The 17,160-nt window shown below is 40.3% G+C and carries 11 protein-coding genes; 1 reads left to right on the top strand and 10 read right to left on the bottom strand.

The window, feature by feature from the left end; all coding sequences use genetic code 11:
- Window positions 1–60: 60 nt before the first annotated feature.
- The 10 genes from prpC to Q8W26_RS06485 all read right to left on the bottom strand — a co-directional run bounded on the left by prpC (window position 61) and on the right by Q8W26_RS06485 (window position 15,904).
- Window positions 61–1,185, bottom strand: coding sequence for a 2-methylcitrate synthase (gene prpC / locus Q8W26_RS06440; RefSeq protein ID WP_305472806.1), 1,125 nt, complete (start codon window positions 1,183–1,185; stop codon window positions 61–63).
- Between the two features lie 152 nt (window positions 1,186–1,337).
- Entirely contained in the window at window positions 1,338–2,216 is an 879-nt protein-coding gene (gene prpB, locus Q8W26_RS06445; RefSeq protein ID WP_101214363.1) for a methylisocitrate lyase, read from the bottom strand.
- A 41-nt stretch (window positions 2,217–2,257) separates the two neighbouring features.
- Complete coding sequence (locus tag Q8W26_RS06450; RefSeq protein ID WP_305472808.1) at window positions 2,258–2,932, bottom strand: GntR family transcriptional regulator; 675 nt, start codon at window positions 2,930–2,932, stop codon at window positions 2,258–2,260.
- 167 nt (window positions 2,933–3,099) lie between these two features.
- A complete protein-coding gene (locus tag Q8W26_RS06455; protein WP_305472810.1) occupies window positions 3,100–3,237 on the bottom strand; it encodes a hypothetical protein in 138 nt (45 codons plus the stop codon).
- Window positions 3,238–3,375: 138 nt separating this feature from the next.
- On the bottom strand, window positions 3,376–5,253 hold the full coding sequence (locus Q8W26_RS06460; protein ID WP_305472812.1) for a diguanylate cyclase: 1,878 nt from the start codon (window positions 5,251–5,253) through the stop codon (window positions 3,376–3,378).
- A 572-nt stretch (window positions 5,254–5,825) separates the two neighbouring features.
- On the bottom strand, window positions 5,826–8,039 hold the full coding sequence (locus Q8W26_RS06465) for an EAL domain-containing protein (protein WP_305472814.1): 2,214 nt from the start codon (window positions 8,037–8,039) through the stop codon (window positions 5,826–5,828).
- Window positions 8,032–10,062, bottom strand: coding sequence for a sensor histidine kinase (locus Q8W26_RS06470; RefSeq protein ID WP_305472816.1), 2,031 nt, complete (start codon window positions 10,060–10,062; stop codon window positions 8,032–8,034). The genes Q8W26_RS06465 and Q8W26_RS06470 overlap by 8 nt, the downstream gene beginning before the upstream one ends.
- 24 nt (window positions 10,063–10,086) lie before the next feature.
- On the bottom strand, window positions 10,087–11,217 hold the full coding sequence (locus Q8W26_RS06475) for an ABC transporter substrate-binding protein (protein ID WP_305472818.1): 1,131 nt from the start codon (window positions 11,215–11,217) through the stop codon (window positions 10,087–10,089).
- A gap of 116 nt (window positions 11,218–11,333) precedes the next feature.
- On the bottom strand, window positions 11,334–14,186 hold the full coding sequence (locus Q8W26_RS06480; protein ID WP_305472819.1) for a response regulator: 2,853 nt from the start codon (window positions 14,184–14,186) through the stop codon (window positions 11,334–11,336).
- Window positions 14,187–14,299: 113 nt separating this feature from the next.
- A complete protein-coding gene (locus Q8W26_RS06485) occupies window positions 14,300–15,904 on the bottom strand; it encodes a YdiU family protein (RefSeq protein ID WP_305472820.1) in 1,605 nt (534 codons plus the stop codon).
- Between the two features lie 353 nt (window positions 15,905–16,257).
- Here Q8W26_RS06485 and Q8W26_RS06490 point away from each other — a divergent pair, with 353 nt between their 5' ends.
- A complete protein-coding gene (locus Q8W26_RS06490) occupies window positions 16,258–17,160 on the top strand; it encodes a DMT family transporter (protein WP_305472822.1) in 903 nt (300 codons plus the stop codon).

Here is a 17,160-nt window from a genome sequence, read left to right on the forward strand (position 1 = left end):
TCCAAGAGATCGACTTATTGAGCCAAGCCGTTTGGCTCAATAAGTAATTTAAAACGAAGATTAACGCGCGCTAATTGGCACAACCTTTCTTGGCTCACTACCAGTGTAATCTGCACTTGGGCGGATAATGCGGTTATTTGAGCGTTGCTCCATTACATGAGCTGCCCAGCCCGTTAAACGTGAACAGACAAAGATAGGTGTAAATAATTTGGTTGGGATTCCCATATAGTTATAGGTTGATGCATGAAAGAAGTCAGCGTTACAGAAGAGTTTTTTGGTGTCCCACATAAACTCTTCACAAGCTACTGAAATATCGTAAAGTGAGGTATCACCATTTTCTTGTGCCAGTTTTTGTGACCACTCTTTAATGATGACATTACGCGGATCAGAAGTACGATAAATCGCATGACCAAAGCCCATAATTTTTTCTTTTCGCTCAAGCATACCAGCCATTTGCTCTTTGGCATCAGTTGGTGATTTAAAGCGCTCAATCATATCCATGGCCGCTTCATTAGCACCACCGTGTAATGGACCGCGCAATGTACCGATAGCACCGGTAATACATGAAAACATATCAGATAAAGTCGAGGCACAAACACGTGCAGTAAAGGTCGATGCATTAAATTCATGCTCAGCGTATAAGATAAGCGACACATCCATCACGCGACGGTGTTGTTCAGATGGCGTTGTACCATTAAGTAAGCGTAAGAAGTGACCCCCTAGTGAGTCTTCATCTGAAGTACAGTCAATCTCTACACCGTCATGTGAGAATTTATACCAGTAACACATAATGGCAGGAAATGCGGCTAATAGACGATTTGAAGCACGTTGTTGCTGTGAAAAGTCTTCTTCTGGTTCCAGGTTACCTAAGAATGAACAACCTGTGCGCATCACATCCATTGGGTGAGCATCTTTAGGAATACGTTGTAAGACTTCTTTTAGTGCTTGTGGTAAATCACGTAGGTCATTAAGCTCTGCTTTATAAGCAGCCAGTTGTGACTCTGTTGGCATTTCGCCATTAAACAGCAGGTAAGCAACTTCTTCAAAGGTTGCGTTTTCAGCAAGGTCTGCCACATCATAACCACAATAGGTTAATCCGCTCCCCGACTTCCCGACTGTACATAACGCTGTTTCACCAGCACTTTGACCACGTAAACCTGCACCACCTAATTTCTTATCAACCATTGCAATTTTCCTCTGTCACTATTGTTTAATTACACCTAAGAGTCGCTCATCAGGTGCAGTTTTATTTATAATTGTTTTACTTATTCTCAGCTTTGCTGTTATTACTTATTGCCATCAAAGTCCCATATAAAGGCACTACTGGCTTGTTTTTATTATTTGTTTTTACCTTCGGAGAACAACTTATCCAGCTTTTGCTCGTAGTCGTGATAGCCTAAGTAATCGTATAAATCCATCCGGGTTTGCATCGTATCAACCACCGCCTTTTGATCGCCCTCATTAAGGATAGATTGATAAACGCGTTCTGCTGCTTTGTTCATCGCTCTAAAGGCAGATAAGGGGTAGAGCACCATCGCTGCGCCCCATTCGCCCAGCTGCTCTTTATTCCACAACTCAGTCTGACCGAACTCAGTAATATTCGCTAAAATTGGTACATCTAATGCTTCTGAGAATGCACGATAATGCTCTTCTGTTTTTACCGCTTCAGCAAAAATTCCGTCAGCGCCCGCGGCCACATAGGCTTTAGCGCGCTCGATTGCTGCCTCTAAGCCTTCTTGAGCAAAAGCATCGGTACGCGCCATAATGAAAAAGTCAGGGTCCGTACGCGCATCAACTGCCGCTTTAATGCGATCAACCATTTCTTCTGTCGAAACAATTTCTTTATTAGGACGATGACCACAGCGTTTTTGTGCTACTTGATCTTCCATGTGCACTGCAGCAGCGCCCGCCTTTTCCATATCACGAACTGTTTTCGCGATATTAAATGCACCACCCCAACCAGTATCAATATCAACCAACAATGGTAAATCGCAAGCAGCGGTAATACGTTGGACATCAACAATCACATCATTAAGTGACGTCATACCTAAATCCGGTAGACCATAAGAGGCATTCGCGACACCGCCACCCGATAAATAAATGGCTTGATGGCCAATTTGCTTAGCCATCATGGCGGAATAGGCATTTATTGTACCGACGATTTGAAGTGGTTTATTGTCAGCTAATGCTTGACGAAACTTTTTACCTGCACTCATGCGATTCTCTCTCTTAACGTTATTAATTTGTCGTTCTCTAGTTACGTATCGTTATTTGGTTTTAGTAATTTTTGTTCAATATTATTTTTGGAATATAAAATATGACGACGCATTAACATTTCAGCTAGTTCTGGGTCACGATTAGTGATCGCCTGAACAATATGTTTATGCTCATCAAAAGCCGTACTCACTCGCTCACCCGCCATACCTAATTGCACGCGATACATTCTCACAAGATGATAGGTCCCTTCTAATAGCATCGAAATAAGATGGTTATTCTTGCTGCCAAGAATAATACGATAGTGAAAATCAACATCACCTGCTTCTTGGTAATAATTAGCACTGGTTCTCACTTTGTCTGAATGTGAATCTAAAAGTAATTGAAGCTCAGCAATTTCATGCTCTGTCATATTGGTTGCGGCAAGGCGAGCAGCCATCCCTTCAAGCGACTCACGAACTTGATAAAGTTCGATTAACCCTTCAGGCGTTAATGCGACAACGCGAGCACCAACATTGGCTTTTCGTTCAACTAAATGACACGACTCTAAGCGGTTAATTGCTTCACGGACCACCGCTCGACTCACTGCATGCTTTGTCGACAATTCAGTTTCACTAAGCTTAGCACCTGCGGTTATATCACCTTCAACAATGTCCTTACGAAGTTGATAGAAGGTTTTATCTGCGGCGGTAACAGGGTTTTCATTAAAAAATGTCATTGTTTCCAAATTCAAATGTTTTAAGCAACTGTCGACAATATAGTCACGATAATGTAATCCGTCAACTTTAAAGGCTCAGATTGTCGACAAAGTGAGTGTAATTTAGACTAATGAACTAGAAGAGGTAAAAGGAATGAGGGGGAAAGTCAATCAAGGTGATTGGTCAATTAATCCTTAAAGCGGGCGATAAAGGTCATCATAAAATCTGCTTCTTCAGCACTAAGACTGAAGCTTTCAAGTGAACCAAGAAATTCAAAAAATCGGTCTAACTCTGGGAAGTGCTGGCTTTCTGTGATGACCTGCATTTGCCGCCAGTCATGAAATAATCGTTGTTTGTTCAATATGCTTAAGCTGTGCCCCTAGCTCACTCTCTGGAATTTGAGAATGACTGACATATACCAGAGCAACAAATACGTCTTGATTTAGATAGGTCATATTAGGTATTAACTTGCTGTTCTCTTATTGTGGTACATATCTTCATCAGACTTCCTAATCAACTCCTTTATCGTCGAACCGTCGTAAGGGTATGTCGCTATACCGATACTAATCCCAATTTCTAGCGCTTGAAAGTCAATGACCATCGGTTTAGCTACATTCGCTTTAATTTTATTGACCAAACTTAATGTATCGAACCTTGTATCGATATCTTCAGCTAATACAATAAACTCATCACCACCAAAGCGTGTAACGGTATCGACGTCACGGACGGTATTTTTCAGTCGCTCAGCCACAGTAATTAACACCGTATCACCAATAGAATGCCCGTGATCATCATTAATTTTTTTAAAGTTATCTAAATCTAAGAACAAAATAACAAATGAAGTCTCTTTCCTATTAGCCCGGCTTATCGCCACTTCCATCCTTTCATGGAGTAAGCGGCGTGTCGGCAAGCCAGTTAACGCGTCGTGTAATGCTAAACGCTTAAGTTCTTTTTCTCGCTTGAATGTTTCAGTGACATCCTTGATGACAGCAACACATTGAATGCTTTGTTCAAGCGTTACCGTAGTCACCGTTATATTGGCTAAGAATAAACTGCCATCTTTGCGTTTCACTTCCACTTCACGTCCCAATAAATCTTGCCATTGCAAAGCTTCATTATCGGGTAAAGCCTTAGACTGCGCTGATAGTAAAAAGCTGTTAAGTCTCTGACCTAATAAACCAAACTCATCATCACCAAACATGGCTGCGGCGGCTTTATTAGCAAAAATAATAACGCCTTCAGGGTTTGTAATTACTACCGCTTCAGTTAAATAATTCAAGATATCTTGCTGCTTTAACTGCTCAAGAGTCATTAATGCACTCAATTTATTGCCAATTTGGTTTAAGGAAGTCGCTAGTATTTGAAATTCATCATTACTATCGACTTCAGCTTTCACGTTAACATTGCCAAGCGACAGTGCCTCACTAGAATGAACGAGTGTCGTCACGGGCTGCATCATCTTTTCAATTAAGCGGTGAAAGACCGTACTGACAATGATAAATAGGATAAGAGCCGTCACTATCAGCACCAATGAATAGCTGTAGATTAAACCAAATACTTGTTCCTGAAGTAGAGTCACAACCACTGTGATATTAAATGGTTTAAGCAGTTTAGCTTTGGCGTATAACACATTGTTGTTTTGATCTTGAGTCGTTATTAATTTTGCAGGTGAGTTCACTATTAATTGATAAGGTGACAGAGCCAGTGCTTTGATCTGCTGTTGCTCAGAGGAAACCGCAATCGGAACGAATGTATCCACATGAGCAAAATACACATCGATAGGAAAGTAACTGTGATCCACGACTTTTTCAGCAACCATCTCATTCAAAGAGGCCAAAGGTCGAAGAAAAGTAACGACACCAAGCTCGTTATTCGCAAAGGTAATAGCATGAATGAAATGAATAAGGTAAGCATCATCACTTTCTGAATAAAGCAGTTCAATGTGAGGTTTATTAATGGCTGCCTGAGCCATCATCTGTTGTTGGTTTATAAAATTGACGGGATAGTTCTGTTGAGAAATAGCGACACCGCTATGGTCAAAAATAGCAACTGATGGCGTGTATTTAGATTGAATGTCGGTCTTATTAACTGATTGTTGTGCAAGCCAGGTTTTAAACACATGAGGAGTGTAGCGAGGCTCGGCAGCAGAGACTGCATTGACGAATTGTTTTTGGGACATTAACTGGCGACTCAGAAAATGATTAATCGTCCATTGACTATCATGAACTAAATTATTTAAATGATTATTGATTAACTGTTCAGTCGCGCGATTGACTTGCCACAGACTTAAACTACAGATAATAAGCCCAAAGCAAACCACTGCAGTGATCAATGTCACCATTAATTTACTTTTGATGCTGAGGTTTGTTCTTATATTTATTAATGGCACAGAACACTTTTATCAATCATTCTTGGTATTGATAAGTATAGGTGTCTTTTCAAGTTCAGTGCGTGGTTATGCCACTAGAAACAACAAAGGCGTAACCTAAGTTACGCCTTTCGTTATTATCAATCCATTGATATAGGTTAATCCGTTTAACCCAGTATTAAGTCATGTAATACTCTAAGCAAGCCCTGCTATCTATCCATAGCCCTTATTCCATTGCTGCCTTCTTGGCGGCGGTCTTTTATCCGTTCCTTGACCAGAAGAGACATTCCGTATGTCCCCGTGCTTCCTACGAGATAAATAATAGGTGATTTAGATAATTCGATCGAGGTAGTCAAAAAATAAAAATAGCCCACAGCGATTACCCTTAACATCCCTAAATAAATAAAAATATAACTATCAACCACTTAAAGTTTGAGTCATCAGAATCATGCTATCTTAAAATACAAAGTCTTACTTGTTTGTGAGAGATCTCGCACAACCCCACTAAACAATAGCTATTCTCATTTAGATTTGAATTAAGCGAATTAACAAGCATTAACTAATATTTCATCAATCGACATCGGTTTAAAATAATAAAAGCCTTGCGCAATATCGACTCCTTGTTGAGTGAGTAAATCGACTTGCTCTAATGTCTCCACCCCCTCAACCACCACCGTTTTATTCAAATCGTAACAAATTTGTAGCATCCCCTTTAAAACAAACATTGCATTTGAATCATCAGAAATATAGTTAACAAATGAGCGGTCTATTTTTATCACATCCAGTGGCAATTTTAATAAATAAGACAATGATGAATAACCTGCACCAAAATCATCTAAACACAACACAAAGCCAAGTGCTTTAAGTTCATTTAAGTGTTGAATTGCCATATCACTTCGTACCAAAGCATTTTCAGTGATCTCTAATTCAATTTTATTAATATCAAAGGGGTGAGTGTTCATTACTGCCTTTAACTCTTCAATAAACTCACTGTGATGTAATGAGTTAGCCGAGATGTTTACAGAAATAGGTTTGGTGATATTAGGATGTTTCTCTAAAATTTCTAATGACTTTCTAAAGACATACATATCGATATCAAAGTACATTCCTGACTGCTCGGCAACTGGAATAAAAGCATTGGGTGGAATAATACCCTTTTGTGGATGTTCCCAGCGTACTAACGCTTCATAGCCCACCACTTCACCAGTCCCCATCGACACCTTAGGTTGAAGAACTAAAAAAAGTTCTTCTTGATCAAGGCCGTTACGTAGGTCAGCTAAAATACCTAATCGACTTCTTGCTTCATCTTCAAAATGAGGCTCAAACTCTTGTCCAGCTCCGCGCTTACTCTCTTTAGCCACACGAAGAGCTATCTTGGCGTGACGTAAAACCGTTTCTACATTAAAATTAGCCTCAGCAGATTCATGATGAGCTTCTCCAATTGACACTCCTAAACGAATAGAGCTTCCTTCGACGATAAAGGGTTTAGAACATTCTTTAACAACGTCTTTAACCGTCATATCAGTATCAGCTAGTAGTACAGCAAATACATCAGAGTGAAGACGTGAAATTACACTATGCGCGGAAAAGGTTCGTTTTAAGTTTGACGTCATCGCCTTCAATACTTTATTGCCAAACTCAAAACCTAAACTCTCAACAATGTCATGAAAGTAATCGATATCAATGACAAAAAGCGTCACCCTTTCATTCGCTTGTTGAATCACTTTTTTTGCACTTTCGATAAACCCTGTATTATTGAAAAGAGATGTCACTCCATCATAATAAGCAGCCTTATTTAATCGAGTAAAAAATTTAGCATTTTCGAGCCCTAGTGCTACATTTAAGCAAAAAACTTGCAAGAGCTCTTCATCAATTCGAGATAAACTAACCTGCCCTTCAAGCACCACAACCCCTGTCCAGTTTGAAGGCGTTGATAAAAAGAGCGCTGTCATCGAGTCATTAAACACGTGTTTTTTGGTTGATAAGGCTAGCTGTGCAATTTCTCTTGCTTCTAGTTGACTAATCTCATCAATTTTTACACCATAAATCTCACTAAACTTCTTTGATGTTGCCACAACAAGGTAAGACTCTTTGACCAAGTGGCCGTTATTATCAGCCTCCAGCAGCGGCCTTTGAGAAACACAGAAAATTCCTGGAGTTGAAATTTTTAATAAGGCGTTGATTTGCTGTAGCACACCCGATGCAAAGTCATGGACTGAATGCTCTTTCATTAAATTGGCAGACGCATCTATCACATTACGTAGACCTTTCTTGCTTTCTGAAATTGCGCTTAAGTGGCCAAACGATCGAATCGCAGTAGCTAATGCCGTATAGAGTTTATTTCTGGTTAGTTCATTTTTAGTCTTATAATCATTAATTTCATAGCGCTTGATAATATCCTCTTCAGGTGCGTAGCCCGGTTGACCAGTCCTGAGGATAATCTGCACCATTTCCATGTGCAATTCATGCCTAATTCGCTCGGCTAATTCAAGTCCGGCTTCAGAGCTTTCCATCACCACATCGAGTAAAATAACAGCACAGTCCCGATGCTGCCCCAACAAATCAAAGCCCTCTTTAGCCGAGTACGCGCTATAAAACTCCAAGCGTTTATCTTGAATAACAATGTCGCTTAATGCGAGTTTTGTTACATCATGTACGGACTGCTCATCATCAATAATAACGACTTTCCATGAATCAAGTGGTAACTTCGGTTGCTCACAATCATTATCTTCAATTATCACCAAAGGAATATCAGACATTAGAAGCCTCCTTACTGCTCGGTGCAACAATAGGGATCATCATCTCAAATGTAGTCCCAACATGACTTTCAACATTAATACTGCCTCCCAAAACATGAGAAACAATATTATGAACGATATTAAGACCTAGCCCTGAGCCCCCCTCACCAAGCTTAGTCGTATAAAAAGGATCAAAAATTTGATTTAAGTTGGACTCTGCTATGCCTAATCCATTGTCAGAGAATAAGAATCTGACCTTATCACCCACCAATGAAAATCTAATATTTATTTCCCCTTCTTCTCTACCGTCAAACGCATGTAGCATCGCATTGTTAAATAAATTCGTAATCACCTGCCCTAATGGCCCTGGATAGCTATCCATGACAATATCATTATCACCTTCTGTCACAAAGTTAATATTTGTTCGAGTTATTTGGTGGTGTAACGTTGAAGTAATTTCATCAACTGTTTCTGCTAAATTAAAGCTCCGTCTTTTAGAGCTTGTTTGATCCACAGCGACTTGTTTAAAGTTATGAATTAAGTGAGAAGCTTGTTCTAGCGAACGATCAAGAATTGTTAACGCCTCTTGAGTCTTCACCTCAAAATTATCTAACGAAGAACGTTTAAGAGCCCCCGATTTAACTTGCTCTAAAAAGCCTTTCATATTTTCTGCAATAGTCGTCGATACAGTTACGCTGACACCTAATGGCGTATTCACTTCATGAGCAACCCCAGCCACTAGGTTACCCAAAGATGCCATCTTTTCATTTGAGACTAACTTCTCTTGGGTATCCTTTAACTGCGACAGAGCCGTTGTTGCTGTATCTCGCTCTTTCATTAAGTCTTTCTGCATTCGCTCTTTCCGTTCGCGCAAGTCATCCAATTCACACAACTCTAATTTAAGTTGTTGTAAGCTCACTAAAACGTCACTGAGTTCATCATTGCGATCTGCCACCTCTAATTCAAAATCTCGCTCGCCTACCCTTAATTTATCAATAGATTTGGTAATGGTTTTCAGTGGGATAAAAACCATTTTTCTTGTATAAATTGTCATGGCGAAAGTCAATGTAACAATCAATACGGTAGCACTGACTAAAACAATCACAAGATGGTTAGCAACATTGCCCAGCCCAACCATCGAGCGATTAACATTTTCACGAGCTTCAGAAGATAGAGCATCTAATAACTTCTCTGCCTCAGTGAAGCTTTGATGCTCTAAATCATCTATGGCTTGCATTGCATTCTTTTTAGTTTGCGTTGAGTAGCTAACGAACACCTTTTCCCCACCCGATTTTAATTCATTAAATAAACGTTCAATTTCATTAATTCTAATAATCTCTTGAGGCTTCAATTCTAGTGGTTTTAGCTGTTCTAAAAATGACGCAAACTGAAGTGCGTTAGCAAAGAACGATCCTCTAGCATCAAGGTTTCCCATAACAAAGCGATCCAAATCAGACAGCATATCCCCTGCTTCGTCAGTAAGTTCCAAGTAAAAGCGTACTCCAGGAAGATCATCATTAATCACATCATTGAGATCTTTGACAGAACCAACATCGGCAATTTCTTCTTCTTTTAATTCATCAAGTAAACGCTCTAATGGCTCGCCAACATTAGTGATTAGATGCTGAATTTGCTCAGCGGCTAAGGCTTCACTGTAAGGGCTATAAACAGCAAAAACACGGCTTTGTGCTTGCTCTTTATGAGCATTAACAATTCGAGTTACCCGTTTAATATCATTATATTGTGCGATTTCTGTAGGAATTAGCTCTTTGAATCGATTGAATTCGTCATAGTTCCCAAAGTACTCTTGTTTCTCTTCTGGCTCTCCTAAAACATATTCCAGTAAATTAGAATTCATATCGCCAAGTTCTTCTAACATAGCAAGGGTATTCAGCGCTGCAGGCATGTCATGGGTTGTCACTTCCTTTGTCGCGTTTTTGATTTGATTGACCAGCACAATCACGGTTAAAGAAAAAATTAAAACCGACACAGAGATCAATACAAGTACAATATTTATCCGTGAAGAAATGGATTGGCGCTTCATCGTTCTCTCCAAAAAGAATAGTAGCTAGTCATTTAATAAGCGTTCAATTGAAAAATCATAACTCTGCTGGGAAGGGTAATAGACTCGAGAGTATTTTTTAAAATCAATACCATCCCAATCTTTGTTAACTAACAGTTCATAATATTTATCAACGTTAGCACGGTGTATAACCCCACCGGAAGAAAAGCTGACTAATGGAAAAACTTCCGCAAAGTCTTTGCCATGAAAATAATCATGAAGTAGTACGACGGCAAAACCCGCATCGGTAAAATGACCACCCGCGGTAGCATCTAACTTGCCCTGTTTAATTGCTGCTATCGCCTCTTTAGTCCAATCAAAACCACCACTAACTACGTGTTTTTCGAGTGGTGAGTTCCATGCCTTAGCACTATGTAAAGCCATCAAATCACTCGCATACCAAGCAACATGAATATTCTTATAACGTTTAATTAAAGCAGTCGTTTTTCGTAACGCTTCCGCGCCTTGCCAATCGGCATGAACCACCTGAAATAGTCGTGCCATCGGATCTTGTTCTATAACTCCTCTGAGCCCCATATTACGATTAAATGTCTCGGGGGCATCACGAGAGCCACTGATGCCAACAACGTTCACAACTTGAGTTGGAATATCCTTTTTTGCTTGTGCGACTAACACCTTGGTGAGTTGTTTACTTAAATCGTAATCGTTGGCACTCATATGACCTAAATAAGTAGGGTAATTTACACGCGGTAAACCAATTGCCTCTCTTGATTCATGAGGCAAGCTATTATTAATTAAGAAGATAGGAATCTTATATTTAACGGATAAGGCAAGTATTTTTTTAGTTCTTCGACGATAGGATACCGCTAGGATAGCATCAGGGCGCTTAGGTGAACGTAATAGAGCTTCCATTATTTCAAGGTAAGTCAACCCATGGTGAGAGGCATTATAAACAACGCTAAAATCAACGTCTAAGTCATTGGCGCTCGCCCGAGCAAAGTTATGAACGTCTCCCCAAAAACCTTCATCATTACTGGTGGGAGAGACAAGCACAAAACTAAGTTTTTTTGCAGGCTTTTGTTTTACAGTGTTGGTTTCAAGTGTGCCAGTAGCCATTGCCACATGACTCGTCACTGTGAAAATTAATGAAACGACTATTCCAACCCAATACCTCATCAACACCCCAACAAATTGTTATTATGCTTCTAAAATATAATACATCCTTCACGTATTAGCTCAATGTATTTGTCAACACACTTCATTCAAACTACCCGCTAAAATCGATCCACTCATTAACGTTCGCTTGTCGAACCAGTCATAGCAAGCTTTTGTAATTCAGCCAATAATTCTATCGTCAGCCCTTTGATACTTTGATACTGCTTGTCATTAATCTGCCTTTCAAGGTTAATCGCTAAACTCGCAATATCAGAAAAACCAAACATTAATGCCGCACCAGCTAAACGATGGGATATTACTGCCACTTTTCTGTAATCAAACTGCTTAAGCGCTAACGTCAATTGTTGATGCTCCGTATCTAAACCAGCGATAAAACTACGGGTCAAATCTGAAGTATCAACCTCATCGACAGAGCTCAGATCTGAAGGCGCTATTACCTGACCAAGATAAGTTCCCACTTTATTGATAAAAGAAAGCCTAGCAATTGGCTTGCTAATAAAATCATCAAAGCCGACACTCAAATATTGTTCCACTTCATGCGACATAGCATTAGCGGTTAAGGCAATCACAGGTTGTTTAACACCGCGTTGGCGTAGCTCTTTTAACGCATCGATGCCATCCATCTCAGGCATTTGAATATCAAGTAAATACAAATCAGGGTTATGTAATTCTGCTTGGGTCAGCACCTCTAGTCCATTCATAGCCTCAACAACCGTTAGTCCAACGGAGGACAATAGTCGGCTGACCAACCTCAAATTATCGGCATGGTCATCGGCCACCAGCACTGTTCCTGTTAATGCCGTTATTGGCTCTTGATGATCGACTTGCATTAGCTGCTGCTTAGATGCTTCGTTGACAGAATCACAAATGATGTAAGGTATTTTTAACGAAAATAAGCTCCCCTTACCCTGTAAACTTTGCACGGCAATAACGCCTTGCATCATTGTCGCCAGCTGTTGCGATAAACATAGCCCTAGCCCTGAACCACCAAAACGGCGACTGATCGAGCTATCTCCTTGAGTAAAATTTTGGAATAACAGAGGAATTTGCTCCGCAGCAAGGCCAATTCCTGTATCAATCACATTAAACGTTAAATCACTACCGTCAATAACCACAACCAGATCAACACGCCCTTTATGGGTAAACTTAATCGCATTAGAGCAAAGGTTGATTAGAATTTGTAATAACCTAATTCTATCCACTTCAATAAACATTGGTTGTGGGATATCTCGAACAATTTTAAAGTGAAGGCCTTTTTTAACCGCTTGTTCAGTAAACAAGTCCACCAACTCATCGAGCAAAGCGTGTAAGTCATGCGGCTTAATTTCCAGCTCAAGTTTATCGGCCTCAATTCGGCTGAGATCTAAAATATCATTAATTAAATTCAGTAAGTGGTTACTATTGTTAAAGATGATTTCAACTTCTTTATTAATGTATGCTTCATCCACATCACCGCAGATAATTGCTTCAGCCTGACCGATAACGGCTGTTAATGGAGTTCGTATTTCGTGGCTCATATTGGCAAGAAATTTACTCTTAATCTCATTCGCCCGATGAAGGTCATCCATCAACAGTTCTAACTCTTGAGTTCGTTGTTTGACTTGCAACGAAAGCTGGCGCTTTAAATCACGCTCGATATTACGGCGATAGATAAAGAAACCAATACATAGGATCAGAAACAACGCCAGTAAAATAAAGTAACGCTCTTGCTCTGCCTTATCGAGTTTTAATTGCTGTATTGCTCTTTTTTGTGTTAATTCAGAAACCTCTTTTTGCAGCTGCTCCGACTCAAGTAATGCCCTATATTGAGCAAGTTCTATCTCTAACCCTTTATTCGATTGCTCTTCTTGTTTGCCCTTAAATTGATAAAACCCTTTGACCGCCTCAGCTCGTTCATCAATTGACGATCTAAACAACGCAAGAACCATTTGGCTGGCATTAACCTTTTGAATTTCATTGAGCTCTTTCGATTTAGCAATAGATAAATTAACATTTTTAATCGCATTCTCAGTATCACCAATAACGAACTGCGCAACAGCTAAATTTGTTAGCCCAGCGGCATAAACCGTATAATGCTCCCACCGAAGTCCCAGAGTCACAGCTTGTTCTGCATGTTGCATGGCTTCAACATGGCGACCTTGCATATTATAAAGCTCTGCGAAATTATTATGCTGTGAGCCCATAAAATATTTATTATCAGTTTTTTTGTAATAGTTAAATGACTTCTTTAAATAGTATTCTGATTGTTCAAACTTTTTAGCGCTGCGGTAAGAGTTCCCGATGTCGCCGTAAGTTAATGCAAGTCCTTCTTCGTCGTTCAATTCGCGATAACCCGCAATCACTTCGTTGTATATATCAATTGCAGTATCGTAACGAGAGGTGCGAAAAAATAACCCACCCACATTCATTTTTAGGTCGACTAAATCAACAGCACTGCCATGTATTTTATAAAGGGATTCAGCTTGTTGATAGCTTAACAGTGCATCTTTCATTTCATACATAGCAGCCTGCACTAGACCTATATTGTTATACATATGAGCCAATGCTAGAGGCTGTTCTGATGTTTGATAATATTCTTTTACTTTGTCATAAAAAATTAGCGCTTGTGGGTAGTTACTCTTGTAATAATAAACCACGCCAATGGCTTTATTTATTTTAGACTCAATGTTATCTAAGCCCTGCCCATTAATTCGAAGGCTGGCCTCTTGCAACACCTTTAAAGCGACTGTTAACTCTTTGAGTTCAACATAAATTCGAGCTTGAGTGAGTGCTATTTCAGCACGTACACTTGGGGTAAGGCGGTGGGATTGTAATAACTGTTCTAAACTTAAAAGCGCTCGCTGTTTGTCTTCAAGAGCAACAATTTCGTTTAGCTTTTGTTGCAAGTTTTCTGATATTGCAGCAGGCGCAGAAATACTCCAGATGGTTAACCAGCTAAAAATAATGATTAGCTTTACAAAATATCGCACTGGGCACCTCAGGCTCTGATCTGCTGATTACTGGAGTTTTAAGGGAAAATAACACTATAACTCATACTAAAATATAATTACTTAAATAGCTATTATCTCTTGAATACAAATATTTACGAGCTACACGACAGCATTGAACATCCCGGTTTGTCCCTCGCCCAATCAGGGCGTTTTTGTGCATAGCGCTCAAATTCAGGCTGCTCATCATAAGGAAATTGTAACAGTGTTTGCAGCGTTGCTATTTCACTAAAATCCCCTTGTTCGGCGGCGGTAATTGCTTGCTGAGCAAGATAATTTCGCAGAACATATTTAGGGTTAACTTTATTCATTGCCGCAGAACGGCGTTCGTCCGAAATGTTTTGTGTGCTAATTCGCTCTAAATAGGCGGTTAGCCATTGGGCTAGTTGCGTTAAATAAAGTTCATCAACCTGCTCTAAATTATAGTAACAAGGTGTAAAACATTGTAATAATTGTTGTGGTTCATCTACAGGCTGTTGCTGCTTTAACGTTGCCAGAGTACGGAAAAATATCGTCATATCCGTTTCTATCGCCATCAAGAGCGTTTCAAGTTGCTCAATTAATGGCAAATCTGCTGCTGAATACTGCACTAAACCTAGCTTACTCGCCATCATATGTGTCCATTGTTGTTGATAGTCAGTAGCAAACTCAGCTAAAAGTGCTTCTAACGGCTCAGCTTCATCAACTAACGGGTAAATGGCATTAGCCAGTTGAAATAAATTCCACTGCGCAATCTCACCTTGGCGACCAAAACAATAACGCTTGCCTTGAGCATCAGTAGTATTAGGTGTCCACCCCAAATCAAAGTTATCCACCCAACCATAAGGTCCATAATCTATCGTCTCACCAATAATCGACATATTGTCAGTATTCATTACGCCATGAACAAAGCCTACACGTTGCCACGCAATTACTAATTCGCAAGTCCGTTGGCAAACCTCTTTAAACCAGGCGATGTAAACATCTGGGCCGATTAATGTAGAGTCTGATAATAAATGGGGAAAATCATGCTTAATGGTAAAATCAGCTAAGCTTTTTAACAACGCCATATCCTGACGCTTCGCGGCCAGCTGGAAGTTACCAAAACGCATAAACGATGATGAGACACGACACACCACAGCTCCAGGTTCGGCTGCGGCTCGGCCATCATAGAACATGTCTCGAACTACCTCATCCCCAGTCAAACAAAGGCTTAAGGCTCGAGTCGTTGGAATACCTAAATGAAACATCGCCTCAGAGCACAGAAACTCCCTCACCGAGCTTCGCAATACTGCACGGCCATCGGCGGTACGTGAATAAGGTGTCGGTCCAGCACCTTTTAGCTGTAAAGTTTGATGCCCCGTCGGGGTGACGACCTCTCCAAGGTTAATCGCCCGTCCATCACCAAGCTGACCAGCCCAGTGACCAAACTGATGTCCGCCATAACACATCGCATAAGGTGTCATGCCATCAAGTAAGCCATTACCACTAAATACTTTACTAAATAATGGCTGTGCCAAATCATCACAGTCAAAACCACAAGCAATTGCAACATCATAAGATACAGCGACTAGCTGCGGCGCTGCCGTCGGGGTGGGCATCGCTAAAGAATAGGCGGCATCAAATACCTGACGCACAAAATTTTCAGGCTCAAGATCAGCCGTTAACTGTGTGACAAAGCGGTTATCAAAGGTGAGTTTATGCTGTAGTGATGAAGTCATTAGTAATCTGTGAAAACGTGTATTTTCCCTATCATAACAACCCCCCTGAAATTAACTAACAAAAATTAAATTATTAGTTGACTTAACTTTCAGCAAACCGCAGTATCGATAGTCTGTTTAATCAAAAAGTAAACAATTAATGCTTAATCTAATTTGCCATACACAAATTGCTTGGATGCGCTGGTTGCGAGTCAATCACCTGCGTAGCTCGGGACCGTGGCAAAGATAAATTAACCTTAATATTCATCTTATTTTTAAAGCCGCAGCCTTCACCCTGCGGCTTTTTTTGTTCTAGCCCAGAGAGTTTCAGCTGCTCATATAACTACAGAAGTAACAAGCAAGGAGTGAATGAAATGAAAGTGCCTATCGCCTATTTGAGCGTTATTTTAATTTGGTCAACAACACCACTCGCCATCATTTGGAGCAGCGAGAGTGTCCACCCAACCATGGCCGTATTATTACGCATGCTTATTGCTGCTGTTTTAGGTAGTTTTCTGTTAGTGTTAATGCGCATCAAATTACCGATGTCGACAACGGCACTGCGCCTTTACGCTTATTCTGCCCTAGGTATTTATGGTGGCATGATGTGCGGTTACTTTGCTGCCGCTCATGTCAGTTCCGGCATGATGTCATTAGTCTTTGGCTTATCTCCTGTAGTCGCCGGATTATTAGCCCCGAAAATTTTAAATGAAGCAAAACTAAGTCCGGTTAAATTACTTGCTTTAGTGGTTTCATTTTTAGGCTTAGCTATTGTCTGTTGGGATAAGTTAAGTACAGGACAAACCAACCTTTTTGGCATGTCTCTGGTGATTATTGCGATGTGTTTTTTCAGCCTCAGTTCGGTCTTGGTAAAAAGTGTCACTATTAGTATTCACCCACTAGCGACAACCATTGGCGCACTGTATTGCTCGCTGCCATTTTTTGCCTTAACCTGGTTAATTACCGATGGCAGTTTCAACACTGAGCAATGGACGAGTCAGTCAATCGCAGCCATTGTCTACCTGGGTATCTTTGGTTCTCTAATTGGTTTTATCGCTTACTTTTTTGTCTTGCAAAAACTCGATACCAGCACCGTTGCTTTGATCACGTTAATCGCGCCAGTATTCGCTGTCACATTAGGCGTCTTGCTTAATGGTGAGAGTATCAGTTACAGCTTACTCATTGGTGCGGGGTGCATTATGTTAGGACTTAGCATATATAATTGGGGAGAGAAACTCTTTAAAAAGCGGACTGTAAGTGTGCTAAGCAGTAAATAA

Source organism: Psychrobium sp. 1_MG-2023, assembly GCF_030689115.1.
Classification (GTDB): Bacteria; Pseudomonadota; Gammaproteobacteria; order Enterobacterales; family Psychrobiaceae; genus Psychrobium.

Coding starts and splice junctions, on each gene's coding strand:
- prpC (WP_305472806.1), bottom strand. CDS start 1,185: ATGGTTGATAAGAAATTAGGTGGTGCAGGTTTACGTGGTCAAAGTGCT.
- prpB (WP_101214363.1), bottom strand. CDS start 2,216: ATGAGTGCAGGTAAAAAGTTTCGTCAAGCATTAGCTGACAATAAACCA.
- Q8W26_RS06450 (WP_305472808.1), bottom strand. CDS start 2,932: ATGACATTTTTTAATGAAAACCCTGTTACCGCCGCAGATAAAACCTTC.
- Q8W26_RS06455 (WP_305472810.1), bottom strand. CDS start 3,237: ATGCAGGTCATCACAGAAAGCCAGCACTTCCCAGAGTTAGACCGATTT.
- Q8W26_RS06460 (WP_305472812.1), bottom strand. CDS start 5,253: ATGGTGACATTGATCACTGCAGTGGTTTGCTTTGGGCTTATTATCTGT.
- Q8W26_RS06465 (WP_305472814.1), bottom strand. CDS start 8,039: ATGTCTGATATTCCTTTGGTGATAATTGAAGATAATGATTGTGAGCAA.
- Q8W26_RS06470 (WP_305472816.1), bottom strand. CDS start 10,062: ATGAAGCGCCAATCCATTTCTTCACGGATAAATATTGTACTTGTATTG.
- Q8W26_RS06475 (WP_305472818.1), bottom strand. CDS start 11,217: ATGAGGTATTGGGTTGGAATAGTCGTTTCATTAATTTTCACAGTGACG.
- Q8W26_RS06485 (WP_305472820.1), bottom strand. CDS start 15,904: ATGACTTCATCACTACAGCATAAACTCACCTTTGATAACCGCTTTGTC.
- Q8W26_RS06490 (WP_305472822.1), top strand. CDS start 16,258: ATGAAAGTGCCTATCGCCTATTTGAGCGTTATTTTAATTTGGTCAACA.